Below are 19,558 nucleotides of genomic sequence, written 5' to 3'. Positions count from 1 at the left end.
ATGGGAGGATTTTTTAGTGAGGAAGATAATAATTGCGGGGGCTTTTGTTCTGACTTTGTTTACTGTAATCAGTTCTTTTACGCGGTCCCCTGACAAATCTAAAGACTATCTGCAAATGCAAGGAAAGTGGGCCGACAGCCTGCTGGCCTCAATGACGCTGGACGAAAAAGTAGGGCAATTGTTTATGATGGCCACCTACTCTAACCGCACCGAAAAATATTATCAGCAGGTTGAAAACAACATTGCTGCATACCATATTGGCGGTCTTATTTTTTTTCAGGGAGGGCCTCACCGCCAGGCCAGATTAACCAATCGTTATCAGCAACTTTCACGCATTCCGCTCATGATTGGCATAGATGCCGAATGGGGTCTGGGTATGCGTTTAGACAGCGTTATTGATTTCCCAAAACAGATTACCCTGGGGGCCATTCAGGACAACGCCTATATTGAGCGATTCGGACAGGAAGTAGGCCGGCAATGCCAAAGACTGGGTATTCATATCAATTTTGCACCCTCTATTGATGTTAACACCAATCCAGATAACCCTGTAATCAATTATCGTTCATTCGGGGAGTCGCAGATAAATGTAGCAGAAAAAGGGCTGGCTTATGTGCGGGGCATGAAACGCTATCATGTAATGGGCAGTGCCAAGCATTTTCCTGGTCACGGTGATACCGACCAGGATTCGCACCACACACTGCCGGTAGTAACGCACTCAATGAAAAGACTCAATGAGGTTGAGCTTTATCCTTTCAGACGCCTGATTGCCGATAGTATCGGTACCGTCATGACAGGCCATTTGTTGGTGCCTGCTCTGGAAACAAGAGGGAATACACCTACGTCTATATCTGAGCGGATAGTTACCGAAATCATTAAAAACCAGATGGGTTTCAGAGGACTTACGGTTACTGATGCCCTCAATATGAGGGGCATTACGCAAGGCTTGCAACCCGGCGAGCCTGAGTTTCTGGCATTTATGGCAGGTAATGATATTTTACTGCAAACAGGCAATTTACCTGCCGCATTTAACCGCATAAAAAAGGCGGTGGAAACCGGCCAGATACCAACAGATGTGCTGGATGCCCGTGTGAGAAAAATTCTGATGGCTAAGTATTGGGCCGGGCTTGGCAATTATAAGCCTGTTGATATGGCTGAGTTGGGTGCTGACCTGAACGGAAGAAAATCGCTGGAATTGAAAGCCGCTCTTTTTGAACAGGCAGTAACTGTTGCCCGAAACCAGGATAATCTTATTCCTTTCAATCATCTTGATACCCTCACTTTTGCTTCTGTTGCCATCAGTGCCGACTACGACAATGAATTTCAGAAAACGCTCAGTCAATATGCCAATTTTAAAAATTTTGTGGTGCCATTTAAGCCCGGTTCTGAAAAAGACATTGCCTGGGTATTAGACGAGGCCTCAAAATACAAAGTTGTGGTGGTTAGCGTGCACGGTATGAATAGCCGTGGAGACAGAAACTATGGCGTAACTCCGGCTACGCTGGATTTTATTCATCAGCTTGGTAAAAGAAGCCACGTGGTGGTATGTGCTTTTGGTAACCCTTACGGTTTAAGATTATACAGCCACACCCGGAATCTGATATGTGGTTATGAAGACGATCCTGCCTCTCACCGGGTGGTGCCACAGCTATTGTTCGGCGCTTTACCGGCCAGAGGAAGGCTGCCGGTTTCAATTGATAACGACCTGAAAGTTGGTGCCGGTATTCAGACCCAAAGGCTTGGTCGCATATCTTTTGGAGATGCTGAAAGTGTGGGCATGAATGGCCGGAAGCTGGACGAAATAGCACAGGTAGTAAAGCAGGGGATAGACAACAGGGCTTTTCCGGGCTGCCAGGTTCTGGTAGCCAGAAAAGGCAAAATAGTATATAACCGGAGCTTCGGAACTTTAAGATACGGTTTATATGAACCGGTAACTAACCAAACCCTGTACGACATCGCCTCTATGACCAAAGTCTCGGCTACATTACAGGCTGTTATGATGCTCAACGAGCGTGGCGCCGTTGATTTGAATGAAAAGCTAAGCACTTATCTGCCAGAGCTGAAAGGCAGCAATAAAGAAAAAATGCTGATTTCAGATATTCTGTTGCATCAGGCCGGGCTGGTTGCATTTATGCCCTTCTGGGAGAAAACCAAAACCGGTAGCACCTTCAAACCTGAATATTACAGTTTCAGCAAAGACAGTCTGCAAATACCTGCCAATTTACAGGTAGCCGGTAATCTGTACATAAAGCCGGCAATTAGAGACTCGGTATGGAAATGGGTCATTGACTCTAAACTCTTGAACACACAAGACCGGCAGGGCGGTTTCCGCTATACTTACAGCGACCTGGGCCTGATTATGATGCAAAAGCTGGTTGAACGGATAACCAACCAACCTTTGGAAGAGTTTCTGGAGCAAAATTTATACGAACCGCTGGGCATGACCTCTACGATGTTTAATCCACTGCTTAAATTCCCGAAGACTATCATTGCGCCTACTGAAAACGAATCAGGTTTCCGGGCTTCACAGATTCAGGGAACCGTGCATGACCCTAATGCCGCACTTTTAGGAGGAGTATCAGGCCATGCAGGGCTATTCAGCAATGCATCTGACCTGGTAAAACTATTTCAGATGAATCTGCAAAACGGGTATTATGGCGGCCGTCAATATCTTTTTCCTGAAACCACACGCCATTTTGCCCGCAACTATACGCAAAAAAGCCACAGGGGATTAGGCTGGGATAAACCCGGCGATTCAGACAGCCCCATTGTAGGCAGTTCGGCTTCGCCTAACAGTTACGGGCATTCCGGTTTTACAGGCACCGTTGTCTGGGTAGACCCAGACCGCGAACTTATCTTCATTTTCCTCTCAAACAGGGTTTACCCCGTTTCTACCAACAACAAAATCAATACCTTAAGAATCAGAAAGCGTATTCATGAGATAATCAATGAATCGCTCGTGCTGCAATAGGCAATTTCTTAACATTTTTCCGATTCAGGTTTTTATTCCCAAAATTCTGCTGTGCTCAGAGGTACTAAAACGATTTACATCAGTATTATTACCGGAATATTGTATTTGTAGTACAGGCCTTTGAAAGAGCAAATATTATCTTTGAAAAATCAAAAAACTTAAACAAATACTATTATTTTTGCCCTGAAGCATTTACCCCGATGCTCCTGAATATATTCAACACTTATAACCTTCAAAATGGAAATTTCTATTCACAACTGGATGCGTGCAGAATCCATCGAGACTACTATTAAACGAATTGCCGCATTAGGATATGACAAACTGGAGATTGCCGGAAGCCCCGAAGCCTACGACACCCGTAAGATAGGTAAGCTTCTTAAAGACCACGGATTGAAATGCTGGGGCTCGGTAACCCTGATGCTGGAAGACAGAAACCTGCTTGCCAAAGACAAATCTCAAAGGGAAAAATCAATTCAATATGTGAAAGACGTAGTGCGGATGGTGAAAGAACTGGAAGGCGAAATGGTGTCTGTAGTACCCGGAACAGTAGGTAAAATTATACCTGACGGCCGACCCGACGAAGAATGGAAATGGGCTGTTGATAGCATGAAAGAGATTTATGAGTACTCTGAAAGCGTGGGTATTACCCTGGGTATAGAACCGATTAACCGCTTTGAGACGTACTTTATTAACCGTGGTGACCAGGCGCTGGCGCTGGCTAAAGAAGTTGGCCCTAATTGCGGCGTTTGTCTGGATACTTTTCACATGAACATAGAAGAAGACAATACCTACGATGCCATCCGCAGGGCAAAAGGCAGGCTGGTGGGTTTCCATGTGGCAGACAGCAACCGTATGGCTCCTGGTATGGGTACCATCAACTGGTCGAAAATTATTGAAACCCTGCGCGAAATAGACTATGACAAGGTATTGTCGGTTGAATTTTGCTCGCCATTAGACCGAACCCCAGCCAACCCTTACCCGAACTCAATTGAGCTGAATCCTGAGGGGTTAAGCCCCGAACAAAAGAAGTTTCTGGAAGACCACGGGAGCTCGTCGGTAACAGAAGATTTCTATACCATGCTTACCCGTCGGTCAATTGATACATTACGGCCACTTATCTGAATTGTGGGGCGAACTTTCAGTTCGCCTGCTAATACTTATATCCTTAATATGCGTGTGCTACCCGCCACCACCAACCTGTTAATCTTAATTTGAATGAAAATTACTAATGTTGAAGCGTTTTGGCTTCGTTGTCCTATCCCTAAAGAGAAACAACACTTTTCAGACTACGGCTTGCTTACAGATTTTGATATGACACTGGTAGTCGTAACTACCGATACCGGCTTACAGGGCTTCGGCGAAGCCAAAGCAGCGGTAGGTTCATCAGGTGTTTGTGCGTCAATCGTCAGTTGTATAGAGAATGAAATTAAACCTTTACTGATAGGTAAGGATGCACACCATATAACCCGTATCTGGGAACATATCTATAACGGCACCCGCGACCACTACGCCTTGAAAAGAGGGCGGAAATTTCCGATATTAGGCCGCAGAGGTTTAACCATATCAGCCATGAGCGGCGTAGACACCGCTTTATGGGATTTGAAAGGTAAGGCACTGGGAGTACCCGTAGTGCAGTTATTGGGTGGTGCCTGCCGCGAAAAAATGCCAGCTTATGCCAGCGGTGGCTGGGCCGGTACCGATAAAATAGGTGAGCAATTGCTGGGTTATGTTTCGAAGGGTTTTCAGGGAGTAAAAATGCGCGTAGGGGTAATGGACGAAACCGTTCAGGAGAGTATCCGCCGTGTGAGAGCTGCCAGAGAAGCATTAGGAGAAAACATTAAACTGATGACCGACGCCCATGGCACGTTCAGTGTGCCAGAAGCCAAGCAGTTTTGCAAAGGTGTGGAAGATTGTAATCTTTATTGGTTTGAAGAACCCATCAGCCCCGATAACAGGCATGGCACTGCAGAGGTAAAAGCCTCAACTTGTATTCCGATTGCAGCCGGTGAGAGCGAATATACCGCTTTTGACGTAAGAGATTTAATAGAAGTGCGCGCACTGGATGTTGTTCAGCCTGACTCTGCCATTATCGGCGGTATTACCGAAGCCATGCGTGTGGCACACCTGGCCCATACTTATCAGCTAGAACTGGCTCCGCATTGCTGGGGTTCGGCGTTCTCGTTTATGGCCGGGGTAAATGTGGCATTTGCTGCGCCTGCGGCTACTATAATAGAGTTTTCTTCAGGCGGAAACCCGATGATGTATGACCTCGTAAATGAGAAAATACAGGCCGTAGATGGCATGATTGAAGTTCCGACAGCTCCGGGGCTGGGATTAACTCCGAACTGGGACTTCGTGAACGAGTTTAAACAGGCAATTTAGTTTTTAATCTGATAACCAATTAGCTCAACTGTATGCCAATGGGCAGGTTGGGGCTAACGTAAATAAACAATATAAAGCTATGGCAAGAGCAGTTAAAATAAACCACGTAACCGTTATAGTAGACAACCTTGAAAAGGCTTGTGAATTTTATGAAAATGAACTGGGGCTTGAACCACTTCCGGCATTTTTGTTTGATTACCCCGCAGCTTTTTTCAAGTTTAACGAAGAGCAGCAATTACATATTTCTGAATGGGAAGATGCCGTTTCTTTCAGAGCGCATATATGCGTGCAGGTAGATGATTTTAATACCATCTTTTTCCGTATGAAAGAGCTGGGCATAATTGATATTACGCCTTGGGGCAAGGTGCGTAAGCTGCCTGATGGCGCCATGCAGATGTTTGTAAGAGACCCCTCAGGTAATCTGGTTGAGATTTCTTCAGCGCCGGGTAGTGATGTAGACCCTCGTATTTTTGAAGACGAGCTTTTTCATGAAGGTATTTATGTTTCAGGCCGTAACGATTTCAGAGGATATAAATCGGCAAATGCTACTTTGTATCACGACAGATAATGAAAAAAAACGTATTGCTTTTAGAAACCGTTGCCGACGAGGCAATGGATTTGCTGAATAGTGCCGCCAGTGCAGGAGAGATTGAGATTTTTACCGTATGGGGAGAAAAAACTCAGACGGAAATTCTTGCTGAAAATTCTATCCACGCCGTCATTACCCGTGGGAAAGGGCAGGGCAATAAACAACTGATGGAGGCCTGCCCGGCGCTGCAGGTAATTGCCCGCTGCGGAGTTGGCCTGGATAACGTAGACGTAAAAGAGGCTTCAGCCCGTGCCATAAAGGTGGTTAATGCGCCGGGGTCAAACTCTAGTACCATTGCAGAACATGCTATTACGCTGATGTTGATGCTTCAACGTAATTTTTACGAATCGGCAAGGCAGGTAAAAGCCGGCAACTGGGAATGGCGCAACCAGTTTGATGGAGACGAACTGCAAGGCAAAACGCTGGGTGTTCTGGGTATGGGTAATATTGGGAAGCGTGTAGCTAAATTAGGCGATGCCTTTCAAATGAATGTGGTTTACTGGGATAAATTTCCGGTGCAGTCAGCCTATCAGGCATTGCCGCTTGAAGAAGTATTGAGCGTCTCAGATATAGTTACCTTACATTTGCCTTTGTTTGAAGATACCAAAAACCTGATTGGCGAAAAGGAACTGTCTTTAATGAAACCTACGGCTATGCTGGTTAATACTGCGCGTGGGGCTTTGGTAGACCAGGCCGCCCTGATTAATGCGCTCAATAGTGGTGCAATTGCTGGTTTTGGCGCCGATGTTTTGGTAACAGAACCCCCGGCGGCAGATGAACCCCTGTTAAGCCATCCGAAAACCATTATTACGGCGCACGTAGGTAGCCTGACAGCAACTACTTACAGAAATATGTGTGTGTCAACCGTTAAAAACGTGCTGGCCATTCTGGCAGGTCATGCCCCACAGCCGGAAAGTATTTTTAACAGAAAAGACCTGAATTTATAGCTGAATTGTATTTCAGTATCATAAGGTAAACCATTGGGCCCCGGTTAGCCTTCCTCTTGTTGAGGGAGCCATCAAAAATCTCATTTGTGCTGTTATGGCGCATTGCTTACCGAGACGATGTAGAGAAGGGGCCGGAATAAACCGACATTCAATCCTAAAAAATAAACTAATGTACACTCAACCAAATGCACTGAAACTCCTTGTGGGTGTTACTGGGGTATTCCTGATGGTGGCTTCTTACTCAAACCTGAAGGAGAATCCGGCTACGGCAGATGAAAACCCTAAAATAGCCAAATTAAAGCTGCAATCGGGCTTTAAGGCAGAACACCTGTACAGCCCTTCAGAAAACGAGCAGGGCTCATGGGTTTCGATGGCCTTTGACGACAAAGGCCGCATGATTACCTCAGACCAGTATGGTATTTTATACCGGCTTACCATTCCTGCCATTGGGCAAGGTACAAAGCCTAAAGTAGAAAAACTGACAGTTCAGGGAGACACCGTCGCTCTGGGAAATGCGCAGGGTTTGTTGTATGCCTTCAATAGTCTGTATGTGATGATGAACAACAGCAGCAACAAGAAGTTTCCGCGTAAAAGTGGCTTATATCGCTTACAGGATACTAACGGAGACGACCAGTTCGACAAGGTAACTTTGCTGAAAGAACTGAAAGGAGATGGCGAGCATGGCCCGCACAGTGTTATATTATCGTTCGATAAAAAATCTTTATACATTGTAGCCGGTAACTATACCGACCCACCGAAGTTTGATTCGTATCGCCTGCCACCCAACTGGAAATACGACAAACTGTTTCCGCACATAAAAGACCCTCGTGGCCATGCCACCGACCGCAAGGAACCGGGCGGTTGGATAGCCAATGTAGACCCGGATGGCAAACATTGGGAATTAGTGAGCGGTGGCTATAGAAATACTTATGATATTGCCTTTAATGAAGTGGGCGATTTATTCGCCTATGATTCGGATATGGAGTGGGACTTCGGCCTGCCATGGTATCGCCCAACCCGTATATGCCATGTAACCAGTGCCAGTGAATATGGCTGGCGAACAGGCTCCGGAACCTGGGAACCGGTATTGCCTGATAACCTTCCGCCTGTTGTTGGTATCGGTCAGGGGTCACCAACCAACCTGCTGCATACCAGAGACGCTAAATTCCCGGCAAAATATAAAAATGTCCTATTGGCGTTCGACTGGAGTTTCGGTATCGTTCATGCTATACATCTAAAACCAAGTGGTTCATCTTATACTGCCGAAAGAGACGAGTTCTTATCTGGTTTACCTCTACCGCTGACCGACGGTGTAATTGGCCCGGATGGCGCCCTTTATTTCCTGACAGGCGGCCGGAGACTTGAATCAGATTTGTATCGTGTCTATTATAATGGCAACGAGGCTGTTGAAACTTCTCTTGCAAGTGTACCTACCAAAGAAAACACACTCAGAAGAGAAATTGAAAGTTTCCATACTGACCCTAATCCGCTGGCTATAGATAAAGCCTGGCCTAACTTAAGCCATCCGGACAGGTTTATCCGTTATGCATCAAGGCTGGCATTAGAGCATCAGCCAGTGGCAGAGTGGCAACAGAAAGCCCTGGCAGAAAAAGACCCCGTTAAGGTAATTAATGCCATGATTGGCCTGGCACGACAGGGGCAGCCGGAATTGAAAGAAAGCATCCTGAAATCGTTGTTAAGTGTAAACTATGTTGCTTTATCAGAATCGCAGAAAATTGATATTCTCCGTGCTTTTGAATTGGTAATTGTACGAATGGGTGAACCCGAGCCAGCCACAAAAACAAGAATGATTGCGTATATGAATCCGCAGTTTCCTTCAACCGGAAACGAGCAGAACAAGTTGCTGAGCAGGATTCTTGTGCATTTAGAGGCGCCGGGAGCAGTTGCCAAATGCGTGGCACTTCTTGACAAGAAAGAAGCAGCCGGCACCATTGCTGGCGGACAAACGGCCACCTCGTCGGCAGATTTAATTATGAGAAACCCACAGTATGGCCTTGATATTGCCAAAATGTTAGAGAAAACACCTCCGGTGCAACAGACCTACATTGCCACGGTGCTTACATCGGCCAAAACAGGTTGGACACCACCGCTGAGAGAAAAATACTTTAAATGGTTGCGCAATGCTCTTAACTATAAGGGTGGTGTAAGCTACATTGGTTTCATAGACAGGATGCGTAAACTGGCTTTGGAGAACGTGCCGAAACAACAGGTAGCGTATTATGAAAAGCTCTCTGGGGCAGACATGCTGTCTAAATCGGGCAATGACCTGGTAATACAAAATTATCCGAAAGGCCCGGGTAAAAACTGGAAACTTGACAACGCCGTAGAAGTGGTAGATAAAGACGCAGGCGCGCGGAATTTCCAGCAGGGTAAAGATATGTATAATGCCATTACCTGTAGCCGCTGCCATAGTATTCAGGGCGAAGGCGGCAACGTTGGTCCTGATTTAACACAGCTGGGTACCCGCTTCTCTACCAAAGATATTCTTGAGGCTATTATAGATCCAAGCAAGGCGGTGTCAGACCAATATGCTGCAACACAGCTGATACTTAAAAACGGTGATTCTGTTGTGGGCCGGCTGGCAAATGAAGATAAAACGTTCTATTACATTTCGCAGAATCCTTATGCGCCAGACGTACTGATGAAAGTAGCCAAAAAAGATGTAGTTTCAAGCAAGTATTCGTCGGTATCGGTCATGCTTCCGGGTCTGATAAACAGTTTGAACGAAGATGAACTGAAAGATCTGATTGCTTATCTGAAATCAGGTGGAAACGAAAATCATGAGGTTTATACTCGTAAGAGCAAAAAATAGTTTTGGAGGTATCCTATAAAATCTGAAATAATGAAAACAGCATTAATCAAGCGAAGTTTTGCCGGAAAACTCCTTATAATTCTGGCGGTGTTCTCAATTATACTGACGGGCCGGGCTTGGGGGCAGAAGAAAGCAAAGCAGCCTGTGAATGTTTTAATTATTGACGGACGGAATAACCACAAAAACTGGCCGCAGACCACCAGCATGATGAAGGGGTATCTGGAAGAAACGGGGCTTTTTAAAGTAGATGTGGCCACCACACCGTCCGAAAAAGGCGATATGAGTACCTTTAAGCCTGATTTTTCAGCGTATCAGGTAGTATTGTCTAATTACAACGGTGATTCATGGTCTGATGCCACCAAAGCAGCTTTTGAAAAGTTTGTAAGTAATGGCGGAGGCTTTGTGGTGGTGCATGCTGCCGACAACGCTTTTCCGGAGTGGGACGCCTACAATAAAATGATAGGCTTGGGCGGCTGGGGTAATCGCACCGAAAAATCTGGCCCTTATGTGTATTATGACCAGGAAAAGCATAACTTCGTACATGATAAAAGTGCCGGCCAGGGGGGGAGTCATGGAGTAGAACACCAGTTTCTGGTAAAAGTACACAATACAAAACACCCGATAACCAAGGGTTTGCCAGAAGCATGGCTGCACGAAAAAGACGAGTTGTATGACAGATTGAGGGGCCCTGCTGAAAACATGGAGGTTTTAGCAACCGCATACAGCGACAAAGAAAAACGAGGCTCGGGCAGAATAGAACCAATGCTTATGACCATCACTTACGGTAAAGGCAGGGTATTTCATACCACTCTGGGGCATGGCAACTATTCTCAGAAATGCAATGGATTTATTACTACCCTTCAGAGAGGTACCGAGTGGGCGGCTACGGGTAAAGTAACACAGGCTGTTCCGAAAGATTTCCCGACGGCTCAAAGTGTAAGTATCAGAGATTAAAAGAACTATTCAATTTAATTTACATAATCAATGGAAGCTAACTCATCTCGTCGTTCGGCCCTGAAAAACATCATAGGCAGTGCGGCAATATTATCGGCACCTATGACCCTTACAGAAGCTTTTGCAGCAAACGAAAAAGTATTGGGCGCCGAACTGAACGGTAAAATTAACCACTCGGTTGCGCGTTGGTGTTATAGCAAAATACCTTTGGAAGACCTATGCCGTGAGGCCGCCAATATGGGTATGAAATCGGTAGAGTTGCAAGGCCCTGATGAATGGCCAACTATCAGGAAATTCGGCCTTACCTGCGCTTTGCCCTGGGGTGCCGGGCTGGGTATTGAGAAAGGGTTTAACGACCCGGCCCTTCATCCTGAACTGATAGCCAGTTTTGAAGGTATTTTTCCGAAACTGAAAGCCGCCGGATACGACAAAGTGATTTGTTTTTCAGGTAACCGCAGAGGTATGTCTGACGAACAAGGATTGGAGAACTGTACCGCAGGTTTGAAAAAACTGATGCCATCGGCCGAGAAATATGGTATTACCATGGTAATGGAGCTCCTAAACAGCAAAGTAAACCATAAAGACTATATGTGCGACCACACCAAATGGGGCGTTGAATTGTGCGATAAGGTGGGCTCAGATAAATTCAAGTTGTTATATGACATCTACCACATGCAGATTATGGAAGGTGACGTAATTGCCACCATCAAAAAGTATCACCCATATTTTGCGCATTATCATACTGGCGGTGTGCCAGGCCGTGCAGAAATTGATGACACGCAGGAGCTGAACTACCCGGCAATTATGAAAGCAATTGTAGATACAGGCTATAAAGGTTTTGTAGGGCAGGAGTTTGTACCAAAACGTGCAGACCAGATTGCTTCTCTCAAGCAAAGTGTGAAAATTTGTGATGTAGCTTAATCAGCTGCTCTAATAGAATGAACTACAAAAGCCGCTGAAAAGCGGCTTTTGTAGTTATCTAAGATTCTGAGACTTCGTGTCTGTTCTGTACTTTGCGGCAAAACAATTGTGCTATTTCTTAAACAACGAATCCACAAACTCCATTTTGTTAAATACCTGGAGGTCGTCCATTTGCTCGCCAACACCAATGTACTTTACAGGAATCTTGAATTCGTCTGAAATACCAATCACTACCCCACCTTTGGCGGTTCCGTCTAACTTTGTGATACTTAATGAATCTATCTCTGTTACTTTCGTAAACTCTCGCGCCTGAATTACAGCGTTCTGGCCGGTGCTGCCGTCCAGCACAAGCATCACTTCATGCGGTGCTTCGGGTAGAAATTTCTGAACCACCCGCTTAATTTTCCCCAGCTCGTTCATTAGGTTTACTTTGGTATGTAAACGCCCTGCCGTATCAATAATAATAATATCGGCATTCATTTCCATTCCCTTTTTCACGGCATCAAACGCTACTGATGATGGGTCGGTATTCATACCATGGTCTATCACAGGCACACCCAAACGTTGCCCCCATAGCTTTAGCTGGTCAACAGCTGCTGCTCTGAAAGTATCCGCAGCACCCAGAACCACTTTTTGGCCTCTTTTCTGAAACTGATAAGCCAGCTTGCCAATGGTGGTGGTTTTACCTACGCCGTTTACACCCACAACCATCAGTACATACGGTTTGGGCAGGTGCTCTGTTTCAAAACTATCTTTTACATCCTGCGAGTTGTTTTCGGCCAATAATGCAGCAGTTTCTTCACGCAGGATTCTGTCTAATTCTTCAACGTTGGTATATTTATCTCTTTCTACTCTGGCTTCAATTCTTCTGATAATCTTCACGGTAGTTTCAACGCCCACATCTGAGCTAATCAGAATCTCTTCCAATTCGTCCAGAATCTCATCATCTACTTTCGACTTACCCACAATGGCACGCGAGAGTTTATCAAAAATGCTTGTTTTTGATTTCTCCAGTCCTTTATCAAGTGTCTGTTTTTTTTCTTTCGAAAAGAAGTCAAATAATCCCATTTAACAACAATAGTATAAAAATGAACAATCGGCTAAGATTGTGTGAATCATGACAAAACTATAACAATTTTGTTATACATTCAGTTTAATTTTCAATATAATCTGACTTTTATTCCTTTACGGAGCCAAAAAATAAACTGGCGATTTCTTCGCCTATACGCTTGGGGCGAAACGTGCCTGCATCAAGCGACACCCATATAGTTCTTGACCGCGCCAGTAGCTCAGGCCCTCTCCATATTTCGCAGTGGCGGTCGCTGGTTACGCCTGTAAAATTATCAACCCAGGTTTTTACTGTCAGCTCATCGCCCAGAAAAGCGGGCTTCAGGTAATCTATTTCATGCCTGCGCACCACCCAGATAATCTGCGCGCTTAAATTTTCTGGCACTGTGGTGTGCCAGTGGTTGCCGGCGGCCTCCTGCACATAGCGCAAATAAACAATGTTGTTCACATGGTTGAGCTCGTCGATGTCACTGGCAATCACCTTAATCGGGAAGAGGTGTTCATTACTTTGCGGGGTTTCCAATTTGTTCAGCTAAAGTGTTAGAAGGTTATTCACAAAACAGAGGCAATATTACCTGCCTTGGTTGCCAAAACAAAAAAGCCCTCTTGAATGCAAGAAGGCTTCAACCAATATTTTTATCGGAATTATGCTTTTAAAGCACTTTGCAATTCTTCCATAGGAACCATTTCTTCCTTGAAAGTATATGCACCGGTTTTTGGAGACTTCACAGCCTTGATAACTTTTGCGAAGTTCTTACCTGCGGTTTTATCACGAAGCGTAGCGACTACTTTCTTTGCCATTTTAGTATCGTTTTATTATGTATTGATTCTCAGGATTCTGATAAAATCTGATGAACCCCTGCAATCAAAAATTATTTAATTTCTTTATGTACTGTATGTTTTTTCAGGAATGGGTTATATTTCTTTAACTCCAAACGACTGGTAGTGTTCTTACGATTTTTGGTAGTTACGTAGCGAGACATACCTGCTACACCGCTTGTTTTTTGCTCAGTGCACTCTAAAATGACTTGTACACGATTGCCTTTCTTCGCCATTGTTTTATGTATTTAATATCTTTGCTAATCTAATTTCGGGCTGCAAAGATACTAAACTCCTGATTATTAACCAAAAATCCTGCAAAAGTTTTTCAAATATTTCTTAGTTTTTTTACTTGTAAACGTAAATTTATACACAAGCACGAGAATTCGTCTATAAAAATTGATAATAATTTGTTTTTATGTAATAGTTTTGAAAAATGGAGATAAAATCAACCTGATAGTTTATGAAAAATACACGCATTAATTTACTGGCCCGCCCGATTGGTAACCCAACTCCTGAATGTTGGGAGATTGAAGACATAGATGTACCCGATTTACAGGATAATGAAGTTCTTGTAAAAGTACAATATCTTTCAATAGACCCAGCCATGCGCGGGTGGATGAACGAGGGGAAGTCTTACGTAAGACCTGTAAATATAGGCGAAGTAATGCGTGCCTTGGGGGCAGGTTTGGTGGTTGATTCAAAGCATCCGGATTTTGCCGCCGGAGACTCCGTAACTGGTATTACAGGTGTGCAGGAATACGCCGTGCTGGATGGTAAGCATCTGGTAAAGGTTGACCCCGCCTTTGTGCCTTTGCCTGCTTATCTGGGTACACTGGGTATGTCGGGTCTTACGGCGTATTTTGGTTTGTTGGAGACCGGCCAGCCCAAACCCGGCGAAACCGTGCTGGTTTCTGGTGCGGCGGGTGCCGTTGGAAGTGTTGTAGGCCAGATAGCAAAAATTAAAGGCTGCCGGGCTGTGGGTATTGCCGGCGGAGAAGAAAAATGCAGATATGTAGTAGAAGAGTTAGGCTTTGATGCCTGTGTGGATTATAAGACCGGAAACCTGAGAAGAAACATGAAAGAGGCTTGCCCGGATGGTGTAGATGTATATTTTGATAACGTTGGAGGCGAAATACTGGACACCGCCCTGACACTGATAAACATGAAAGCCAGAATTGTTATTTGCGGGGCCATATCGCAATACAATGCTATTCAAAAACCCGTAGGGCCAAGTAATTATATGTCGTTATTGGTAAACCGGGCACGTATGGAAGGCATCGTTGTTTTTGATAATGCTGCCAATTATGGCAAAGCTATAAAAGAAATGGCCGGTTGGGTAGCTGAAGGCAAGCTCAATGCCAGGGTTGATATTGCCGAAGGTGGTGTGAAAGCATTTCAGGATACACTCATGAAGTTGTTTAAAGGTGAAAACACAGGCAAGCTGGTTCTGAAAATACTGTAGACCATGCGCCAGGCAGTTTCAGTTAATTCAATAGATTCCATTATTCAGAGCATCGCCTCGCTTCAATCGCGGGGCGATGCATACTTCCCTGAGGGCATTTTCCCTTCTTACCGTCAGAATCCCTACCTGAGATACCGACGGCCCGACAATAATATATTTTACACGGCTACTATTGTATTTGTACTGAATCAGCTGAAGTCTTATCTGAGTGCAGCTAACCAGGCTGTAATTGAGACTATTACCGCAAAAGCAGTCAACAATTATCCGGCTCATCAAAATAAAGACGGGCTGGGTACTTACAATTTCTGGCAAACACCTAAAGACGGCAGACGTTCAGGGCATTTTTCTGGTGGATATGTTTTCCATAGGATGGAGCATTTCAGGATACCTGATGATATTGATGATACCGCGCTGGTGTATCTTACACAACCTGCAAATAAAAAGGAGGCGGGCTGGTTGAAAGAAAAACTACAACAGCATGCCAATTTGTCGCCCGGGCCTGCCAGGGTGCGGCAGATAAAGAATACTTTCAGCCATTATAAACATCTCAGGGGGTACTCAACCTGGTTTGGTAAAAATATGGGTATTGAGTTTGATGCCTGTGCTTTATGCAACCTAATGTATTTGTTTGAAAGGCATAGACTGCCTTACAATGAGTATGATGCAGATACTTACGCTTATCTGAGCGGCATTATAGAACATAACGAATACCTCAAAAAACCGTTTGTGGTAGCACGTAACTATGCAACCGCTCTTTTAATTATTTATCATTATGCGCGTTTGCTGGGAGACTTTGAAGTGCCTCATCTGGAGGCTTACCGAAACAAACTTATAGAAGACACGCTTACGTTGCTTGAAAAACACAAATGGGGCATGAATAGAGTAATTCTACAGACGGCCTTACTCAGGTTGAGCAGAAAGGGGCATTCTGGCTTTAAGAAAGCAATAGAACAGATTTTATCTGAACCCCGGGTTAATACGACCTTTAAGGCTCCGTTTTACTATTTTAGAGCCGCTTTACTGGGGGCTTATGAAAATCCGGTCTTGCGGTTTTTGGCGCCTATGGCCATTACCCACATGCACTGGGAATGCGAAGCGCATGAACTGGTGTTGATTCTTGAAAACCTGATTGAACGTCAGAAATATTAAACGGCCAGAGGCTGCGGAATAATTGGGAAACCATTATCGGGATATGCAAAGACTAAATTCTCATAGAAATGCCTTTTTCGCGCAGATAATGTTTTAATTCAGGAATACCGATTTCTTTGAAGTGGAAAATACTGGCTGCCAGACCTGCGTCTGCTTTACCGTCTGTGAATACCTCATAAAAATGTTCCATTGTTCCGGCACCACCCGAGGCTATAACAGGTATATTGGCATTGTCTGAAATCAAGGCTGTTAATTCAAGGGCGAATCCTGCTTTGGTACCGTCGGTATCCATTGAGGTAAGCAGTATCTCTCCGGCTCCTCTGTTTTCTACTTCTTTTGCCCAGGCGATGGTTCTTAATTCGGTTGGCTTACGGCCACCATGTGTATGTACGATATGTTCCTGTAAACCGTTGTCAAGTGTAATGTATCGGGTGTCTATAGCAACCACTATGCACTGCGAACCAAATTCAAGCGCCAGTTCATTAATCAGGTCAGGATTACGAACGGCAGAGGAATTGATAGAGACCTTATCAGCCCCGGCATTAAGCAGTTTTGATACGTCAGACACCGAGCCTATACCGCCACCTACACAAAACGGAATATTGACAGTTCTGGCTACTCTTTTTACCAATTCAATGAGCGTCTTTCGCTCTTCAACAGTTGCGGTAATATCCAGAAACACCAGTTCGTCGGCACCTTGTTCAGCATAGGCAGCGCCTAGTTCAACGGGGTCGCCGGCATCACGCAGGTTTACAAAATTTGTACCCTTAACTGTGCGTCCGTCTTTTATGTCTAAACAAGGAATAATTCGTTTGGTAAGCATGGTTGGTAATTTATTTAGTAATTTAGTGAATGAGTGGTTAAGTAATTAATCTTGAACTGAGCCATCCCGGCAAAATTTAAAATTATTCGCTAATTCGCCATTCATCATTCACCATTTGCTTCTTTCATCTCTATATAAATATTGGGTCTGGCTATTTGCATCATGATGTCGGGGTTATCTAAAGGCGTAAACCCGAATTGGGCATATAAACCGTGCGCATCTCTTGTAGCCAACGACCACCGTCTAAGTCTCTGAAGTTCGGGCAGTTGCAATAGGCATTCCATCAACCATTTTGATAGCCCCTTGCCTCGCTCAGTTTCCAGTACAAATACATCTGCCAGATAGGCAAAAGTAGCACAGTCAGAAATCACCCGTGCATAACCGACCTGTTCACCGCTTTCTTTATAAATACCAAAAGCAATAGAGCCCCCTGCTGCACGTTTTACTACATCAAGCGGGATGCCGGGCGACCAATAGCTGGTTTTCAGAAAATCATGAATTACGTCAAACTGCAATAGTTGTTTGTCGGTGCTGATGAGGAAGCCGTCTTTTCTGAACTCGTGAATCATATAAATCTGCGTTCTATGTCTTTCAGGCTAATGCGGTTTTCGTAAATAGCTTTGCCTACAATTACACCAAAAATATTCAGTTCGGCCAATTCTTCCAGGTCTTGCATCGAGCTAACCCCGCCGCTGGCAATCACTTTCAGGTCCGGAAATTGCTCCTGCATTTTTTTGTATAAATCTACTGATGGCCCCTGCAACAGGCCATCTTTGGCCACATCGGTGCTGATGGTGTATTGAATACCTTTCTGAATCCACTCGCCTACAAAATCATATACCCAAACACTGGTTTCTTCTTCCCAACCGCTTACGGCAATTTTTTCTCCTTTGGCATCAGCGCCCAGAATAATGGCTTCGCTGCCGTAGGTTTGTATCCAGGACTCAAACAACTCAGGATTTTTAACCGCAATACTGCCTCCTGTAATTTGTCTGGCACCACAATCAAAAGCCAGCTTAATGTCTGTGTCTGACTGCACCCCTCCACCAAAATCAATGTGCAGATTAGTTTTAGAAGCTATCGTTTCCAGTACTTTGGCGTTAATGATTTTCTTCTGCTTGGCGCCGTCTAAATCAACCAGATGCAAGCGTTTAATACCCGCATCCTCAAACATTTTGGCTACTTCGAGCGGGTTTTCATTATAAGTTTTCTTTTGTGAGTAGTCTCCCTGTGTGAGGCGTACACATTTACCTTCTATAATGTCAATGGCTGGTATAATTTGTAGCATAAAATTTTGTTAATTGTTAGAAAATACCCCGGCGAATCATCTCACGTCTTTCAATAATTGAATCGGGATGATTTAAATCCAGAATTTTAATAGTAGCTGTACCAATGTCGGTTTTTGCCTCAAGTAAGCCTGATTCGCCTGCTATAAAATGGTCATTCCAATTATCGATGCGGGGATTGAAAAAACGTACCGGAATATTGGACTCTTCTAAAAAAGTAGCTATATCAGAGCCTTTGTTGTTATTACAAATCTGACAGGTATATGCCAGATTCTCGGCTGTCGTAGGTCCGCTGTGTTTCAGACTTACAATATGGTCAATATGAAAGACAAAGAATGAATTTCCGGAATGGATTCGACAATACTCATATCGAAATAGGGCTCTTTTAGCAACTTTATTACGGAGTGCTTCAGATATATAACGACTCATGAGGCTTGTTCAGGAGATTGAGCACGAATCTTAGCCAGGCGGATAAGTCTTTCCAATGCTATATAATGATCCAATTCGTCTTTCTCTCTTCTATCCAGACTACTTTCTTTTGACTTTTCAATTAGATTTTCCAGACGAGTCTGCATTTCATCAGTGGCCTTTAATGCTAAAACCTTAGCCGGGTCAAGACCTGCAATTAATTCTGCCAATTGATCATATGTATTGTAGATAGTCATGGTCGTACTGTTTTATACAAATATAACGCATTTGTCATGAAAATCATGCGAATTACAATTTCAGAAAGTTCTCAAAGATTTTCTGCCCCACGTCTCCGCTTATTTCTGAGTGAAACTGCGCCGCATAAAAATTGTCTTTTTGCAACATGGCCGAATACTCAAGCATATAGGTGGTTTTAGCTACGGTAAAGTCGCACAAGGGCGCATAATACCCATGGTTATAATATACAAAAGCATTGCTGTTTAATCCGTCGGTTAAAGGGCAAGCATAATCGTAAATGTCGTTCCAGCCGGTTTGCGGTACCTTAAAGCCTTTTATTTGCGGAAAACGCAGAATGGGTACATCAAACACACCCAGGCAATCGGTATTGTTTTCTTCCGACGACCGGCAGAGCAATTGCATTCCTACACAGGTACCCAGAAAAGGTTGTTTCAGTGTGGGTATCAATTGGTCAAGGCCGTTTTCACGCAGGCTTTTCATGGCTGTGCTGGCCTCACCTACACCCGGAAAAATAATCCTTTCGGCGGCACGGATTGTTTCGGGGTTGTCAGACAATTCATAGGCTACGCCAATACGCTCCAACGCATACATAACCGACTGTACATTGCCTGCATTGTATTTAATTATGATGACTTTCAAATCAGAAAAAATTGAAGATAATAACTTTGGTGTTGTTTATACAAATCTA

The 19,558-nt window shown here is 44.4% G+C and carries 20 protein-coding genes; 10 read left to right on the top strand and 10 right to left on the bottom strand.

Translation table 11 applies throughout. From position 1 onward, the window contains the following. Positions 1-115 precede the first annotated feature (115 nt). From C0V77_RS01340 to C0V77_RS01305, 8 genes are all read left to right on the top strand, one after another. Positions 116-2,968: a glycoside hydrolase family 3 N-terminal domain-containing protein gene (locus C0V77_RS01340; protein WP_229236171.1), complete on the top strand. Its 2,853-nt coding sequence runs from the start codon at positions 116-118 to the stop codon at positions 2,966-2,968. A 237-nt stretch (positions 2,969-3,205) separates the two neighbouring features. Continuing rightward, positions 3,206-4,090, top strand: a complete 885-nt coding sequence (locus tag C0V77_RS01335) for a sugar phosphate isomerase/epimerase (RefSeq protein WP_101724509.1) — start codon at positions 3,206-3,208, stop codon at positions 4,088-4,090. Positions 4,091-4,183: 93 nt separating this feature from the next. Then, entirely contained in the window at positions 4,184-5,350 is a 1,167-nt protein-coding gene (locus C0V77_RS01330) for a mandelate racemase/muconate lactonizing enzyme family protein (protein WP_101724508.1), read from the top strand. Between the two features lie 79 nt (positions 5,351-5,429). Continuing rightward, entirely contained in the window at positions 5,430-5,918 is a 489-nt protein-coding gene (locus C0V77_RS01325; protein WP_101724507.1) for a VOC family protein, read from the top strand. Then, positions 5,918-6,886: a 2-hydroxyacid dehydrogenase gene (locus C0V77_RS01320; protein WP_101724506.1), complete on the top strand. Its 969-nt coding sequence runs from the start codon at positions 5,918-5,920 to the stop codon at positions 6,884-6,886. Before C0V77_RS01325 ends, C0V77_RS01320 begins: the two co-directional genes overlap by 1 nt. A 169-nt stretch (positions 6,887-7,055) precedes the next feature. Further along, positions 7,056-9,719, top strand: a complete 2,664-nt coding sequence (locus C0V77_RS01315; RefSeq protein ID WP_101724505.1) for a c-type cytochrome — start codon at positions 7,056-7,058, stop codon at positions 9,717-9,719. A gap of 30 nt (positions 9,720-9,749) precedes the next feature. Then, a complete protein-coding gene (locus C0V77_RS01310) occupies positions 9,750-10,673 on the top strand; it encodes a ThuA domain-containing protein (protein WP_101724504.1) in 924 nt (307 codons plus the stop codon). 30 nt (positions 10,674-10,703) lie between these two features. Then, on the top strand, positions 10,704-11,594 hold the full coding sequence (locus C0V77_RS01305; protein WP_101724503.1) for a hydroxypyruvate isomerase family protein: 891 nt from the start codon (positions 10,704-10,706) through the stop codon (positions 11,592-11,594). 111 nt (positions 11,595-11,705) lie between these two features. Here the strand turns inward: C0V77_RS01305 and ftsY are convergent, their stop codons facing one another. The 4 genes from ftsY to rpmG all read right to left on the bottom strand — a co-directional run bounded on the left by ftsY (position 11,706) and on the right by rpmG (position 13,717). Further along, the gene (gene ftsY / locus C0V77_RS01300; RefSeq protein ID WP_101724502.1) at positions 11,706-12,662 is read right to left on the bottom strand and encodes a signal recognition particle-docking protein FtsY; all 957 of its coding nucleotides are present in this window, start codon (positions 12,660-12,662) and stop codon (positions 11,706-11,708) included. A 109-nt stretch (positions 12,663-12,771) separates the two neighbouring features. Next, entirely contained in the window at positions 12,772-13,185 is a 414-nt protein-coding gene (locus C0V77_RS01295) for a thioesterase family protein (protein ID WP_101724501.1), read from the bottom strand. A 122-nt stretch (positions 13,186-13,307) separates the two neighbouring features. Continuing rightward, a complete protein-coding gene (locus tag C0V77_RS01290; RefSeq protein WP_101724500.1) occupies positions 13,308-13,463 on the bottom strand; it encodes a DUF4295 domain-containing protein in 156 nt (51 codons plus the stop codon). 71 nt (positions 13,464-13,534) lie between these two features. Continuing rightward, complete coding sequence (gene rpmG / locus C0V77_RS01285) at positions 13,535-13,717, bottom strand: 50S ribosomal protein L33 (RefSeq protein WP_101724499.1); 183 nt, start codon at positions 13,715-13,717, stop codon at positions 13,535-13,537. Positions 13,718-13,944: 227 nt separating this feature from the next. Here rpmG and C0V77_RS01280 point away from each other — a divergent pair, with 227 nt between their 5' ends. Together C0V77_RS01280 and C0V77_RS01275 are read left to right on the top strand one after the other, a co-directional pair. Next, a complete protein-coding gene (locus C0V77_RS01280; protein ID WP_101724498.1) occupies positions 13,945-14,946 on the top strand; it encodes an NADP-dependent oxidoreductase in 1,002 nt (333 codons plus the stop codon). Between the two features lie 3 nt (positions 14,947-14,949). Then, the gene (locus C0V77_RS01275) at positions 14,950-16,095 is read left to right on the top strand and encodes a hypothetical protein (protein WP_101724497.1); all 1,146 of its coding nucleotides are present in this window, start codon (positions 14,950-14,952) and stop codon (positions 16,093-16,095) included. Between the two features lie 52 nt (positions 16,096-16,147). On the opposite strand, the gene hisF is transcribed toward C0V77_RS01275, so the two are convergent. The 6 genes from hisF to hisH form a co-directional block, all read right to left on the bottom strand. After that, positions 16,148-16,918 carry an imidazole glycerol phosphate synthase subunit HisF gene (gene hisF, locus C0V77_RS01270; RefSeq protein WP_101724496.1) on the bottom strand — a complete coding sequence of 257 codons (771 nt, stop codon included), beginning with the start codon at positions 16,916-16,918 and terminating at the stop codon, positions 16,148-16,150. 104 nt (positions 16,919-17,022) lie between these two features. Further along, positions 17,023-17,487, bottom strand: a complete 465-nt coding sequence (locus C0V77_RS01265; RefSeq protein WP_101724495.1) for a GNAT family N-acetyltransferase — start codon at positions 17,485-17,487, stop codon at positions 17,023-17,025. Next, the gene (hisA, locus tag C0V77_RS01260; RefSeq protein WP_101724494.1) at positions 17,484-18,206 is read right to left on the bottom strand and encodes a 1-(5-phosphoribosyl)-5-[(5-phosphoribosylamino)methylideneamino]imidazole-4-carboxamide isomerase; all 723 of its coding nucleotides are present in this window, start codon (positions 18,204-18,206) and stop codon (positions 17,484-17,486) included. The genes C0V77_RS01265 and hisA overlap by 4 nt, the downstream gene beginning before the upstream one ends. Before the next feature lie 16 nt (positions 18,207-18,222). Next, the gene (locus C0V77_RS01255; protein ID WP_101724493.1) at positions 18,223-18,633 is read right to left on the bottom strand and encodes an HNH endonuclease; all 411 of its coding nucleotides are present in this window, start codon (positions 18,631-18,633) and stop codon (positions 18,223-18,225) included. Next, entirely contained in the window at positions 18,630-18,869 is a 240-nt protein-coding gene (locus C0V77_RS01250; RefSeq protein ID WP_101724492.1) for a hypothetical protein, read from the bottom strand. Before C0V77_RS01250 ends, C0V77_RS01255 begins: the two co-directional genes overlap by 4 nt. A gap of 52 nt (positions 18,870-18,921) precedes the next feature. After that, the gene (gene hisH, locus C0V77_RS01245) at positions 18,922-19,509 is read right to left on the bottom strand and encodes an imidazole glycerol phosphate synthase subunit HisH (RefSeq protein ID WP_101724491.1); all 588 of its coding nucleotides are present in this window, start codon (positions 19,507-19,509) and stop codon (positions 18,922-18,924) included. Positions 19,510-19,558 lie beyond the last annotated feature (49 nt).

It is taken from the genome of Emticicia sp. TH156 (assembly GCF_002855535.1).
Taxonomy (GTDB): domain Bacteria; phylum Bacteroidota; class Bacteroidia; order Cytophagales; family Spirosomataceae; genus Emticicia; species Emticicia fluvialis.
The sequence above is the reverse complement of the archived record's forward strand: the minus strand, read 5'-3'. Positions and strand labels throughout refer to the sequence as shown.